We start from the raw sequence: 13506 nt of genomic DNA, 5'->3' as shown, positions 1-13506 counted from the left end.
AGTTTATTGTGCGTACTTATTTTTCAGATAATGTTTTAAGGATACCAGCGATTTTACCACCACCAGACTTAAGTCCAGAAATAACATTCTTAGCTGGAGATTGTAATAATCCAATTATCTCACCAACCATTTCTTCCTTAGACTTAATGCTAACTAAAGCATCTAAGTTTTCATCACCTATGTAAATTGCTTCTTCTACAAAAGCTCCTTTCAATAAAGGCTTTTTAGATTTTTTTCTAAAATTCTTTATCAACTTAGCAGGAGCATTGGCAACATCGGAAAACATAAGAGAACTATTCCCTTTTAATATTTCCGGCAATTCACCAAATTCTTTCTCTGAAGCATCCATTGCTTTAGCAAGCAATGTATTTTTAACTACAGCCAGTCTAATATTAGCCTTAAAACAAGCTCTTCTTAAATCAGAAGTTGTACCCGCATCCAAGCCTGAAATATCAGCCACATATATTGTAGCGCTATCCGCCAACTGCGCAGTCAAATCTTTTATAACCGTTGCTTTCTCTTCTCTTGTCATACTTTTAATTTTTAACTACCAGTTGTTAAACTGACTTTGGATCTAATTGCAAACTAGGACTCATAGTACTAGACATGAAGATTGACTTCATGTAAACACCTTTTGCCGCAGTTGGCTTCATCTTATTCAAAGTATCCAACAACTCCTTAGCATTATCCGCTATTTTATCAGCAGAAAAAGAAGCCTTACCTATCGCAGCATGTACGATACCCGTTTTATCAACTTTAAAATCTATCTTACCTGCCTTAACCTCGGTTACAGCCTTAGCCACATCCATAGTAACAGTACCAGTTTTTGGATTAGGCATTAAACCTCTAGGTCCTAAAACACGACCTAATGGACCTAATTTACCCATTACGCTTGGCATAGTGATGATTACATCAACATCTGTCCAACCGCCTTTAATTTTCTCCAAATACTCATCTAAACCAACATAGTCCGCACCGGCTTCTTGCGCCTCTGCTTCTTTATCTGGTGTTACCAAAGCCAAAACTTTAACATCCTTACCGGTTCCATGAGGTAATGTTACCACACCACGAACCATTTGATTTGCTTTTCTAGGATCTACACCCAAACGAACAGCTAAATCTACAGACGCATCGAATTTTGTATTGGTTATCTCTTTTATTAAAGCTGAAGCTTCCGACACAGAGTATAATTTATCTTTCTCTATCTTGGAGTGCGCTTCCTTTTGCTTCTTAGTTAACTTTGCCATTTAATTACTTTTAAGATTTTAAAAAGGTTTTTTTCCTGCAACCTTCATACCCATAGAACGAGCAGTACCAGCTATCATACTCATAGCAGATTCTATCGTAAACGCATTAAGGTCAACCATTTTATCTTCGGCAATTGCCTTGATTTGGTCCCAGGTAACACTACCTAATTTTACTCTGTTAGGTTCGCCAGATCCTTTTTTAATCTTAGCCGCTTCCAATAGCTGAATTGCCGCCGGTGGAGTTTTTACAACGAAGTCGAAAGACTTATCCTTGTAAACGGTGATAACAACTGGTAAAATTTTACCTGGTTTATCCTGTGTACGAGCATTGAACTGCTTACAGAATTCCATAATGTTAACACCAGCAGCTCCTAAGGCAGGTCCAACCGGTGGCGATGGATTCGCTGCACCTCCCTTAACTTGTAGTTTAACTACTTTACCTATTTCTTTTGCCATTGTTTAAAATTAAATTGAAAGTGTGTTTACGGAAGCAACACTACTTTAATTATATGTATGTAACACTTATTCTAATACTTATATTTTCTCTACCTGCATATAGCTAAGCTCTAAAGGTGTTTTTCTTCCGAAAATCTTTACCATAACCTCTAACTTACGCTTCTCTTCATTTATTTTCTCAACAGTACCATTGAAGCCATTAAAAGGACCATCAATTACTTTTACCGTTTCACCAAAAACGAATGGAATAGCCACACTATCCGTATTCACAGCTAGCTCATCTACCTTACCTAGCATTCTATTTACTTCATTCTTCCTTAAAGGCACAGGATCACCTCCTTTTGTCTCCCCTAAAAAACCTATTACATTAGTAATTGACCTAATAATATGCACCATCTCACCACCTAAATTGGCTTTGATCATAATATAGCCCGGAAAATAAACTCTTTCTTTATTTATTTTCTTTCCATTTCTAATTTGAATAACCTTTTCTGTAGGAACAAGAACATCTTCTAAATAATCAGAGAAACCATGACGTTCCACTTCACTCTCAATGTATCCTTTGATTTTATTCTCCTGACCACTAACAGCTCTTACAACGTACCATTTTTTATCCAATACTTCTGACATAGTCCTATTAGTTTAATACGTAGTTGAAATAAGACTTTATCACTTTACTAAAGACCGTATCCACTCCCCAGGTTGCCAAAGCAAAAAGGATAGAAAACACAGCTACAACAACCATCAAGTTAGACGACTCTGCACGTGACGGAAGAGTAACACTATTCCTCAACTCTTCAACGGATTCTTTTATATATGTGAACATTTAAATTCTTTTTACAATTTCAACAAATGGAAAACCTATATTCCAAATTCTATTGTTGCACGGGAGGAGAGACTCGAACTCCCGACACCTGGTTTTGGAGACCAGTGCTCTACCAACTGAGCTACACCCGTATGAACAGCAACCATTAAGTCACCAATTCTATTATTTGCATGTAAAGGTGTCCCGCCTGAGCAGAACACCCTTATATACAATGCTTATTTTAGATTAAATTTAATCTATAATCTTAGTTACCTGACCAGCACCAACTGTTCTACCACCTTCACGGATAGCGAAACGAAGACCTACGCTTAATGCGATTGGCTGAATCAATTCAACTGTAATTGTTAAGTTATCACCAGGCATTACCATTTCAACTCCTGAAGGAAGCGCAATGTTACCTGTTACGTCTGTTGTTCTTACATAGAACTGTGGACGGTAGTTATTATGAAATGGTGTATGACGACCACCTTCTTCTTTCTTCAAAACATAAACCTCAGCTTCAAATTTAGCATGTGGCTTAACAGAACCTGGCTTACAGATTACCATTCCACGGCTAATTTGAGATTTTTCAACACCTCTTAACAAGATACCTACATTATCACCAGCCTCACCTCTATCCAAGATCTTACGGAACATTTCAACCCCTGTAATAGTAGAGTTTAATTTCTCAGCACCCATACCAATAATCTCAACAGGATCACCAGTGTTAGCAATACCAGTCTCTATACGACCAGTTGCAACAGTACCACGACCAGTAATAGTAAATACATCTTCAACAGGCATCAAGAAATCCTTATCAACATCTCTTTTAGGTAGCTCGATCCAATCATCAACAGCAGCCATCAATTCCATAACCGTATCAACCCATTTCTGCTCACCATTCAATGCACCTAATGCAGAACCAGCAATTACAGGCCCATTATCACCATCATACTCATAAAAAGAAAGTAATTCTCTCACTTCCATTTCAACAAGCTCAATCAACTCCTCATCATCAACCATATCCACTTTATTCATGAATACAACGATTCTTGGAATACCAACCTGACGACCTAATAAGATATGCTCACGTGTTTGTGGCATAGGACCATCTGTAGCAGCAACAACTAATATAGCACCATCCATCTGAGCAGCACCAGTAACCATGTTCTTCACGTAATCCGCGTGACCAGGACAGTCAACGTGCGCGTAGTGACGATTAGCTGTAGAGTACTCTACGTGTGAAGTGTTAATTGTAATACCTCTTTCTTTTTCCTCAGGAGCGTTATCGATAGAATCGAAACTTCTCAATTCAGAAAGACCTGCATTTGCCAAAACAGTAGTAATAGCAGCAGTCAATGTAGTTTTACCGTGATCCACGTGTCCAATAGTACCTATATTTAAGTGCGGTTTGGAACGATCGAAAGTTTCCTTTGCCATGTTTAATGTATTTTATTCTTAGTTTATATTAGTGTACAAATTTATACCTTAATTGAGCCAATGACGAGAATTGAACTCGTGACCTCTTCCTTACCAAGGAAACGCTCTACCCCTGAGCTACACCGGCGTAAAGTGTTGAACCCACCCAACAGATAGATTCCTGCCTTCGCAGGGATGACATTACTGTCAAATTTATAGAGCGGGAGACCGGGTTCGAACCGGCGACATTCAGCTTGGAAGGCTGACGCTCTACCAACTGAGCTACTCCCGCTTATAATATTACAATATTTCAATAAAATCCTCTACAAAATAGTTTAGTGGGGAGAGCAGGATTCGAACCTGCGAAGACGTAGTCAGCAGATTTACAGTCTGCCCTCGTTGGCCGCTTGAGTATCTCCCCTCAAACTAATATTTTAAAGAACTTAAGAGCCGATGGAGGGACTCGAACCCACGACCTGCTGATTACAAATCAGCTGCTCTAGCCAGCTGAGCTACATCGGCTTATTTTACAACTTTTCTTGTTATAAAAAAGCCCGCTATTTCTAACGGACTGCAAATGTATAGTATTTTTTGTTTATTCAAAACAAATTTTGAAAATTTTTTATCAAGCATGCAATCTTATTTTTTGCTTTTGCTTTATCAGTCTGCGTTCCAGCGAATTACAAGCAGAGTCTACTGCCTCCTCAAAAGACTTACATTGTTTTTTTACCACAAATTTATCTTTAGGAACCGTAATTTTAATCTCTACAATTTTATTCTCTTTTGCACTTGTATTCTCAACTTTCATATAAACATCAGAGCTAATCACCTTAGAATAAAAGGTTTCCACTTTATCCAGTCTATTTTGAAGGAAATTAATTAACTTATCGTCTGCATTAAAATTTACCGATTGCGTATTTACTTTCATAGTCAGAAAATTTATGGCTTTTAGAATTAAGCCTGATTTAACAATATTTATTTTTTCCCTCTAGGATGAGCTTTTGCATGCACCTTTTTCAACTCTGCAATACTATTATGCGTATATACCTGGGTAGAAGCCAAACTAGAGTGCCCTAATAACTCCTTTACAGCATTTAAATCCGCACCCTTATTTAATAGATGCGTTGCAAAGGTATGCCTAAGAATATGCGGACTTGTCTTTACCTTAGAGGAAACCTCTCTAAAATACCTTTTTATTACTCTATAAACAAGTGTTTCATACATTTTATTGCCGGACTTAGTCAAGAACATAATTTTATCGTCGATCACTACACTTAACCCCTTACGCCACTCTAAATACTCTAAGAATCTTACTTTAGTTTCAACAAGCATAGGTATAATTCTTTCTTTATTACGCTTACCCAAGACCTTGATAGTCATAGTCTCAAAATCCACATCAGCTATTTTCAAAGCAATGACCTCTGCCCTTCGTACTCCTGTAACATAAAACACATGCAGTAACAACTCATCTCTTTTTCCCTCAAAATCTTCTTTAAATTCTATTTGGGACAACACATGCTCCATCTCTACTTCTGAGAATGGAATTTCAACATTTTTTGCCGTTTTTAATGCTTTATGATTACTTAACGGATTAATGTTGGTTACTTCTATTTTTTGAAGAAATTTGAAATAAGCTTTCAACGATGCTATTTTTCTATTGATAGACCTATTGTTCATTTTATTTTCTGACAACGCCACAATCCAAAAGCGAACCATATTATAGTCCACGGAATCAATATCACCAACATCATAACTAGCCAAGCAAAAACCGCTAAATTCAATTATATCGTTCTCATACGCCTTAATCGTATGCACCGAATAATTTTTCTCCAAAGAGAGATAAGAAATAAATTCGCTTAAAAACATTATCTAAAGGTATCAAAGTTTTGAGTTTGTTGAAATTTGAGCAAAAAAAAATCCCGCAAATTGCGGGATTTTTTTATTTTCTATTACTAAGCCTAAACTTCTTCTTGATCTCTTAGACCTTGAATATATTCTGCTTTTTGTATCTGTGCTCTACGAACTACTGACGGCTTATTGAACTGTTGACGCTTACGTAACTGTCTCATTGTACCTGTCTTATCGAACTTACGTTTAAAACGCTTTAAAGCTCTATCGATGTTTTCTCCTTCTTTTACTGGTATTATTAACATGGGCTAAACCTCCTCTCTTTTGTGATTAAGGCTGCAAATATAACAACTATATTCAAATAGGCAACCAATAATCTGCTTTTTAAATTTTTTCTATTCTTAACTACGCTGTAGCCGGCTTATATTCTTTCTTATCAATAATAATTTTCGAAATAATTTCTCTTAATATTTCTGAAGTACCACCACCGATAGGTCCTAATCTACTATCTCTAAAATTACGTGCCATTGGATAATCTTCAATATAACCATACCCACCTAAAAACTGCAAACACTCATAAGCCACCTCATCAGCAACTTTTGTTGATTTCAACTTAGAAATCGTCGCCTCTTTAACCACGTACTGCCCTTTATCTAAACGGTATGCTACAGAATAATTATACTCCTTACACATATCTATATCCGCATGAAGATCAACTACCCTATGTCTTAAAGCTTGAAATTGATTTATTGATTTACCAAAAGCCTCTCTTTCTGACATGTAGTTTAAAGCATATTCCAAAACATGTTCCGAACGGGCATGAGCATTTACTCCCATTATTAAACGTTCTAAAGAAAAATGTTCCATTATATAAGAAAAGCCCATATTTTCTTCCCCCATCAGATTCTCTGCCGGAATCTTAACATTATCAAAGGCAAGTTCCGCTGTATCAGAAGCTCGCCAGCCTAATTTATTCAATTTATTGGCAGTCACCCCTTCACTTTTCCTGTCTACTGCAAAAATGCTAATTCCCTTATTTCCTAATTCTGGATTTGTTTTTGCCGCTACAATCATATAATCGGCATACACACCATTTGTAATAAAAGTTTTGGAGCCATTTAAAATGTAATGGTCTCCCTGTTTTATCGCCGTAGTTCTCATAGCCGCCACATCACTACCCCCAAATGGCTCAGAAATACACAGACAACCAATTTTATCACCATCAACACTTGGTCTTAAGTATTTCTCTTTTACAAAAGAACCTGCTTCCTTATTTAAGTGCGTCATAGCTAAATATGCATGCGCCCATATAGCAGCTGCAAATCCACCTGAATTTATCTTTTGTAATTCTTCCAATAATATAATGGTATAAAAAAGATCAAGACCAAGACCACCATCTGCTTCGGGTGTTGCCAGACCAAAATAGCCCATATCACCAAACTTTTTCCAAATAAACCTTTCAATGGTTCCTGTTTCTTCCCATTTATCTATATGTGGAACAACTTCTTTTTGTAAAAAATCTTTTAGGCTGTTCCTAAATAGTTGATGTTCTTCTGTGAAGTACATACTTTGCATAGCGTTATTTTTATAATGACAAATATAAAGCAATTCTATTAATACGCTCTTCCGGAAATTCTTCTATTTTTAATAATTCGTTCAAAGAATTGATACTTCCGTTGAGATTACGATAATTTACTATGCTCTCAGCGACATCTTTTTGAAGATATATCAATTTAGACAATTCTTTTGCAGTAGCGATATTTACATTTATTTTCACAATTTCAGGCTTATTTATAACTTTAAACCTAGTTAACGTTCTTTCTACAACATCTGGATCAAGACCATAAACATCAAGCAATTGATCTTCTATTAAGAACCCTCCCAAACGATCTCTAAATTTTATTATTCTTGCTGACAGCTTCTCCCCTATTCCGCTAATCATTTTTAAATCTTCTGCTGTTGCCGTGTTCAAATCTTTCCACGCCACTTTGTCCACTTTATTATCTAACGTAAATGTATTTGATTTATATGCAGATTTCCTTTTTCTGTTTTGAGTCCACTCAGGAAATTTAAAATATGGAGAAATATTATCTAGTAAAGAATCTGAAACTTTTGTTACGTTTTGAAATTCTTTCACAGAATTTACAAATTTAGCCTTCTTTCTAAAGTTGTGTAACCTATCTATTTCAGCAACCGACATACCAAGCGTGTACCCTTTAAAGTCTGTAATAAAATTTGGGTTGAACGGATATATACGAACCGTATCCTTTTGTGACGCTATAATCTTCAAAGAATCAATATTAGCCTGAACAATACTATTTAACTGTAACGGAGCAGACTTATTTAAGCCATTTGATCGATATACATAATAACCCAATTGCACACTAATTAGAAAAAGCAGTAAAAAGAAAATCCCACTTCGTTCTTGCTTATTGAACTTGAAATGGGATTTAAACGAACTCATAGTAAATACTTAATCTTCTATAGCGTCATACTTTAATTTGATCGCATCTAAATATCTATTCAATTGCTTTTTTACCACAGGAAATAAAAAGTATAAACCTACCATATTAGGGAAGACCATTGCAAATATCATTGCATCAGAAAAATCCCAAATAGATTTCATACTAGCAGCAGCACCTATGACAATAAAGGTACAGAACAATAATTTGTATACCATATCTGCCGTCTTACCTCTACCAAATAAAAACTTCCAAGACTGTAGGCCATAATAAGACCATGAAATCATTGTTGATACCGCAAACAATACTACAGCAATAGTTAAAAACACATTGGAATAAGGGATATACTCAGCAAAAGCCACAGCTGTAATACCTGCACCTTCATAAGGAATGCCATCAATCAACACCGCTCCGGTACCATCGCCACCATAGGTGAAAGCACCTCCAAAATTAAAGATAATTATAACGATTGCGGTCATTGAGCAAATAACGACCGTATCAATAAATGGTTCTAATAATGCTACCAGACCTTCAGATGCAGAATATTTTGTTCTTACTGCCGAATGGGCTATGGACGCAGAACCTGCACCAGCTTCATTTGAAAATGCCGCTCTTTTAAAACCTACAAGCAAAACACCTATTAAACTACCTACCCCTACAGCGGTTGGCTCAAAAGCCTCTGTTACAATTAACGAAATAGCATCATCTACCAGCGTATAATTACTAAAAATAATATACAAACAAGCAATAACATACATAACCGCCATAAACGGAACTACTTTCTCTGTTACTTGTGCTATACGCTTAATACCTCCAATAATTATAACACCGACCAAAATAGCGAGTACAAGACCCACAATAGCACCTGCAGCCGTACTTTGCCAGTTAAATAATTCCTTAATAACAATTGTTGCCTGATTGGACTGAGCGGCGTTACCACCACCAAAAGATCCTCCTATGCAGAAAATTGCAAAAATTACCGCTGCAACTTTACCTACCGTTTTAAAACCTCTTTCTTTAAGTCCTTTACTTATATAGAACATAGGACCTCCATAAACAGTTCCATCAGCACCAACATCTCTATACTGTACACCTAAAGTACATTCCACAAATTTTGTTGACATCCCCAGTAACCCGCAAATTATCATCCAAAAAGTTGCTCCAGGCCCACCAAGGGCTATAGCCAATGCCACACCTGCAATATTACCATTACCTACGGTACCGGATACCGCGGTTGCCAATGCTTGAAAGTGACTTACCTCTCCATCTGAGCTTTCATCTCTAATAGTATCTATAATATCACCATCAATAGCTAAATCATTTTCAATATTAACCAGATGGTCCTCTATATCTATATTTGTTAAATCTTGTCCTTGCGCAATACCATCTTCGCCATATAATTCTTTTGCACCATGCTTTTCTATATCTTCATACTTACCCCGAACGGTATTAATGGCTTTTCCAAAATACTTAATATTAGGAAAACCAAAATACAATGTAAAAAACAAAGCACTACCTACTAGTAACACCAGTACAAACGGTATGTCTGGATCATGCCACACATTGAAGAAAATTACTGCTGAAAAAAAATCTGAAATCGGCTTAAAGGCTTGATCAATTTGCTGATCCAATCCTTGTTCTTGAGAAAAAATTAAAACGGGAAATAAAAAGGTAAACAGGTTTAGAAGTTTATACTTCATAGGTTTAAAGTTTATTTTGAGTTAGTTTATCTAGCAATATCATAAAAATAATGGATGCAATCAAATATATATGATATAAAGATGATTATTCTATATGGAACATTTTGTTCAATTTCTTAATTTGCTCAGGTCTACCTAATACTATTACCTTACTTTTTGGCTGCAGTTTCATATCTGCCTCTGGGTTAATAATGTATTCTCCATTTGGCGAGATATATCCTATTATCGTACATCCAGTTTTTCTTCGCAAATCTAAATCTCTCAACGAATTACAATCTATCTGATTAGAAAAATCTTCAATTGCCACTTCTTCCAGGTTAGTTGTATTCTCCCCTTCCAAAGATAGCTTATCCATGAAAGTAATAAGATCCGGCATGACTACTAACGATGCCATGTGATCGCCACCAATCTTATCTGGCATGATCACTTTATTAGCGCCTGCTAAAAACAATTTTTTTTGAGAATTGACCAAAGACGCCCTACTGATGATAAAAAGATTTTTTTTCATTTGCCTAGCGGACAGCACCACAAAAAGATTGGCAGCATCATCTGGCAGCGTAGCTATTAAATACTGAGCGCGCTCAATACCGGCTTCTAACAATACATCATCGTCGTTTGCATCCCCTTCTATAAACAATACATCTTCTTCAAACCGCTCTATGACCTCTTTATCCCTTTCTATAACCACAAATGGTCTTTTATATGCTTTTAGTCTTTCAGCAGCCTGCATACCATTTCTACCATAACCACAGACAATTATATGATGTTTTAAATTCGCGATAGCATTCTTCATTTTTTTCTTTTTAAGCAGTTCTAATGAATTTCTGGAGAGCAAATACTCCGTAACTATTGATATGGCAAAACCTACAATAAAAACACTTGTAACAATAAGTATAATAGTAAATATCTTACCTTCAGGTCCCATTGGCCTGACCTCTGAAAAACCAACAGTGGTCACTGTAATAATGGTCATGTATAGTGCGTCTACCCAAGAGTAATCTGCCACAAAACGATATCCCAAAACACCAAAAGCCAAAACCAATAGCATCAAGGTCAAAGCCAAGTATATTTTAGACCTAAATAATTGCATCATATCCTAAAGATCAAAAACTGAATTTCGTTTCGTATAAATCAAGTCTTTTATTCTAAGCCAAAAAGCTAAGAACAAATAGAGCGCAAATCCAAAACCAACCGTTACAAATGTGAGGTAAATAAACGATGTTCTAACCACCCTTGCCCTTATGCCTAACCGCTCAGCTATTCGACCACAAACCTCAAATCCCCTTTGTTGAAAATAGTGCAGTAATTTATAAAATACGTTCATGGCTTATAAAATTAGACTTTTATATTCATTAGCGAAGCACCCACGGCACAATCTAAACATTTGTCATTTACACAATAATTATTATACAACTGCAAATATGCTTGAGAGTCTTTTGCATTATCCATAGTTATGCCCAGCTTACCAAAGTTAACTATAATACTGTTTTCCTCCCTTTTAATTTTTGACATCATTCTTAAAAAAACATCATTTTCTAAACCGCCTTTATAGCGGTTATACGCAAACTTTAAAGGAATTATAGTATTTATCAATACTAAATTTATAAATGAAGTCGATAATCTCTTTTTACTTTTTTTTGCAACCTTACCGAAAGTAAAATGATTTTCCCAATACTCACTTGTACCTAATTTTAATGACTTTAAAAAATCAAGTTCCTCATGCTCTATTAACAAATGAAATAAATTATTATTTTCTGAATAAATTGTACTCAACTGAGCAAGTCTAATAGTTGGAAAATTCAAGGGTCTCAACCTAAAAAACTCTGGAGACTTAGAAATGGGACTTAAATTAAACTTATGTTTTAAGAATTGGTATTCTTTTTTTAAATCATTGAAATAAACATCACCTTCAATTGTACTTTCTAATAAATTTGCTTGCCCCAAAAACAGACTTTCTAGTTGAAGTGGTTTTTTATGCAATTTTCTAATCATTGAAAAATCTATTGATTTACCAATTTCCACAAATGAATCTCTATTTATTTTAGAACCAAAAGTTTTCAAAAGCATTAAAAACAATACTTGCTCCCAATCGTTATTTGTTTCTTTTAATAATTGATTAATATAAATTGATTTTTGCTCCAATCGCTCCACGAACAAACGTTCTAACCAATTATTCTTTAAAAATTCATCTATTTCATTAAACTCATTTTCACAATTAATGAACCTGTAATTCCTACTATCAAAGAGGTTTTGATAGGTTTGTAAAACTTTTAAGGGAATATATTCCTTTAAAGATAAAGTAGGTATTTCACTTCCGTCTTTTCTAAAAACAGCTACATCATCTTCCCATACTACATGTAGAATTACGTTATTGTAGTTATCATCTTCTTGATGATTGTGCGCGTACCAATCTGATGATTTAACATGAATCTCTACATTCCCTGCCCATAGTTGACCATTTAGTTCTACTTGAGCATTAAAGAAATCCGGACCGCTTAAATGATTGTGCATACCGGTTGAAACCACATGTATTGCCTCATTAGATGTAGATACGAGTCCGTTAACGGGATACTTTTTATACTTCCAAATAAAATGAAGTAAGTCTTCCTTCATTCTATAAAAATAAAAAACCCGCCGTTAAGCGGGTCTATTTTCTAAAAATAAATTAAATTAGGAAGTTTCCCCTTCCCAATTCATAAAACCTCCTTGAAGGTTAAATGCCTTATCAAAACCAAGGTTATTCATTATTGCACAAGCTTGCCCACTTCTATTACCAGACCTGCAATACACATAATAATTTTTTGTTTTATCAAATTTCTCCAGCTCTGCTACAAACTCTTGTCCTTTATAAATGTCAATATTTATAGCATTAGGTATAATACCTTCTTCTATTTCTTCTTCTGTACGTACATCGAGAATTACCGCATTAGAATCTTTCTCTAATTGTTCCTCCCAATCTTGTTGTGATAAATCTGCCATAGTATTTATTATATACAACAAAAATAATCGATTTTTCTTTATTGGGATACCTCTCACGAATTTAACAAATATTTAATCCATAATTAAATTCAAATACTCAAAAATAATTATACATTTGTATATACAATTATTGTATCAACATGAATGTAGAAGAAATTATTAAAACCAACCAGCAGATGCCGTTAGCAAAACGGACGCTAATTCACATAGCATTGGTTGCCAATAAAATTGATGAAGAAATAGCAGCAGTACTAAAACCCTTTGATGTCTCTATTCAACAATTTAATGTTTTAAGGATTCTAAGGGGACAGAATAACAAACCTGCTAATCTTTCTACCATAAATGAAAGAATGGTAACCAAAATGAGCAACACTACTCGTTTGGTCGATAAATTAATTTTAAAAGGTTATGTAAATAGAAATGTTTGCTTAAAAAATAGACGCAAGGTTGAAATTGTAATTACGGAAGACGGCTTAAATGTTTTAAAAAAAATTGACGGAATACTTTTTGAAGCAGAGAAAAGAATACTTAAAAATTTTATGGAGAAAGAACTACATGAATTTAATAAACTATTGAATAAATTTTAAGGA

General features: G+C 35.1%; 17 protein-coding genes and 5 tRNA genes. 1 reads left to right on the top strand and 21 read right to left on the bottom strand.

The window, feature by feature from the left end:
- Positions 1 to 16 precede the first annotated feature (16 nt).
- From rplJ to BW936_RS18335, 21 genes are all read right to left on the bottom strand, one after another.
- Complete coding sequence (gene rplJ, locus BW936_RS18435; RefSeq protein WP_076551164.1) at positions 17 to 532, bottom strand: 50S ribosomal protein L10; 516 nt, start codon at positions 530 to 532, stop codon at positions 17 to 19.
- 25 nt (positions 533 to 557) lie between these two features.
- Positions 558 to 1247 (bottom strand): 50S ribosomal protein L1, encoded by a 690-nt coding sequence (gene rplA, locus BW936_RS18430; protein ID WP_076551162.1) that lies wholly within the window; start codon positions 1245 to 1247, stop codon positions 558 to 560.
- A gap of 18 nt (positions 1248 to 1265) precedes the next feature.
- A complete protein-coding gene (gene rplK, locus BW936_RS18425; RefSeq protein ID WP_076551159.1) occupies positions 1266 to 1703 on the bottom strand; it encodes a 50S ribosomal protein L11 in 438 nt (145 codons plus the stop codon).
- Between the two features lie 78 nt (positions 1704 to 1781).
- Positions 1782 to 2333 carry a transcription termination/antitermination protein NusG gene (gene nusG / locus BW936_RS18420; RefSeq protein WP_076551156.1) on the bottom strand — a complete coding sequence of 184 codons (552 nt, stop codon included), beginning with the start codon at positions 2331 to 2333 and terminating at the stop codon, positions 1782 to 1784.
- A 7-nt stretch (positions 2334 to 2340) separates the two neighbouring features.
- On the bottom strand, positions 2341 to 2529 hold the full coding sequence (gene secE, locus BW936_RS18415) for a preprotein translocase subunit SecE (protein ID WP_076551153.1): 189 nt from the start codon (positions 2527 to 2529) through the stop codon (positions 2341 to 2343).
- A gap of 58 nt (positions 2530 to 2587) precedes the next feature.
- A tRNA-Trp gene (locus tag BW936_RS18410) sits at positions 2588 to 2660 on the bottom strand.
- A gap of 100 nt (positions 2661 to 2760) precedes the next feature.
- Positions 2761 to 3948 carry an elongation factor Tu gene (gene tuf / locus BW936_RS18405; protein WP_036155947.1) on the bottom strand — a complete coding sequence of 396 codons (1188 nt, stop codon included), beginning with the start codon at positions 3946 to 3948 and terminating at the stop codon, positions 2761 to 2763.
- 55 nt (positions 3949 to 4003) lie between these two features.
- Positions 4004 to 4075: transfer RNA gene (locus tag BW936_RS18400), tRNA-Thr, on the bottom strand.
- A 71-nt stretch (positions 4076 to 4146) separates the two neighbouring features.
- Positions 4147 to 4219, bottom strand: a tRNA-Gly gene (locus tag BW936_RS18395).
- Positions 4220 to 4266: 47 nt separating this feature from the next.
- A tRNA-Tyr gene (locus BW936_RS18390) sits at positions 4267 to 4348 on the bottom strand.
- Between the two features lie 27 nt (positions 4349 to 4375).
- Positions 4376 to 4449: transfer RNA gene (locus BW936_RS18385), tRNA-Thr, on the bottom strand.
- Between the two features lie 103 nt (positions 4450 to 4552).
- Entirely contained in the window at positions 4553 to 4855 is a 303-nt protein-coding gene (hpf, locus tag BW936_RS18380) for a ribosome hibernation-promoting factor, HPF/YfiA family (protein ID WP_076551151.1), read from the bottom strand.
- 47 nt (positions 4856 to 4902) lie between these two features.
- Positions 4903 to 5793 carry a tyrosine-type recombinase/integrase gene (locus tag BW936_RS18375; RefSeq protein WP_076551148.1) on the bottom strand — a complete coding sequence of 297 codons (891 nt, stop codon included), beginning with the start codon at positions 5791 to 5793 and terminating at the stop codon, positions 4903 to 4905.
- 92 nt (positions 5794 to 5885) lie between these two features.
- Positions 5886 to 6080, bottom strand: a complete 195-nt coding sequence (gene rpsU / locus BW936_RS18370; RefSeq protein ID WP_036155953.1) for a 30S ribosomal protein S21 — start codon at positions 6078 to 6080, stop codon at positions 5886 to 5888.
- Positions 6081 to 6180: 100 nt separating this feature from the next.
- Complete coding sequence (locus BW936_RS18365) at positions 6181 to 7350, bottom strand: acyl-CoA dehydrogenase family protein (RefSeq protein WP_076551145.1); 1170 nt, start codon at positions 7348 to 7350, stop codon at positions 6181 to 6183.
- 10 nt (positions 7351 to 7360) lie between these two features.
- Complete coding sequence (locus tag BW936_RS18360) at positions 7361 to 8239, bottom strand: ComEA family DNA-binding protein (protein ID WP_076551142.1); 879 nt, start codon at positions 8237 to 8239, stop codon at positions 7361 to 7363.
- Between the two features lie 9 nt (positions 8240 to 8248).
- Complete coding sequence (locus tag BW936_RS18355; protein WP_076551139.1) at positions 8249 to 9937, bottom strand: alanine/glycine:cation symporter family protein; 1689 nt, start codon at positions 9935 to 9937, stop codon at positions 8249 to 8251.
- 85 nt (positions 9938 to 10022) lie between these two features.
- Positions 10023 to 11030: a potassium channel family protein gene (locus BW936_RS18350; protein ID WP_076551137.1), complete on the bottom strand. Its 1008-nt coding sequence runs from the start codon at positions 11028 to 11030 to the stop codon at positions 10023 to 10025.
- Positions 11031 to 11033: 3 nt separating this feature from the next.
- Positions 11034 to 11261, bottom strand: coding sequence for a PspC domain-containing protein (locus tag BW936_RS20015; RefSeq protein WP_076551134.1), 228 nt, complete (start codon positions 11259 to 11261; stop codon positions 11034 to 11036).
- A gap of 11 nt (positions 11262 to 11272) precedes the next feature.
- A complete protein-coding gene (locus BW936_RS18340; protein ID WP_076551131.1) occupies positions 11273 to 12550 on the bottom strand; it encodes a DUF2851 family protein in 1278 nt (425 codons plus the stop codon).
- Positions 12551 to 12607: 57 nt separating this feature from the next.
- Positions 12608 to 12916 (bottom strand): rhodanese-like domain-containing protein, encoded by a 309-nt coding sequence (locus tag BW936_RS18335; RefSeq protein ID WP_076551129.1) that lies wholly within the window; start codon positions 12914 to 12916, stop codon positions 12608 to 12610.
- Between the two features lie 140 nt (positions 12917 to 13056).
- On the opposite strand from BW936_RS18335, the gene BW936_RS18330 reads away from it, so the two are divergent.
- Positions 13057 to 13503 carry a MarR family winged helix-turn-helix transcriptional regulator gene (locus tag BW936_RS18330; protein WP_076551127.1) on the top strand — a complete coding sequence of 149 codons (447 nt, stop codon included), beginning with the start codon at positions 13057 to 13059 and terminating at the stop codon, positions 13501 to 13503.
- The last annotated feature ends 3 nt before the right edge of the window (positions 13504 to 13506 follow it).

This window comes from Maribacter ulvicola, assembly GCF_900155985.1.
In the GTDB taxonomy this organism is placed as follows: Bacteria; Bacteroidota; Bacteroidia; order Flavobacteriales; family Flavobacteriaceae; genus Maribacter; species Maribacter ulvicola.
Note: the sequence above shows the minus strand (reverse complement) of the source record. Positions and strands in the feature narration are given on the sequence as shown.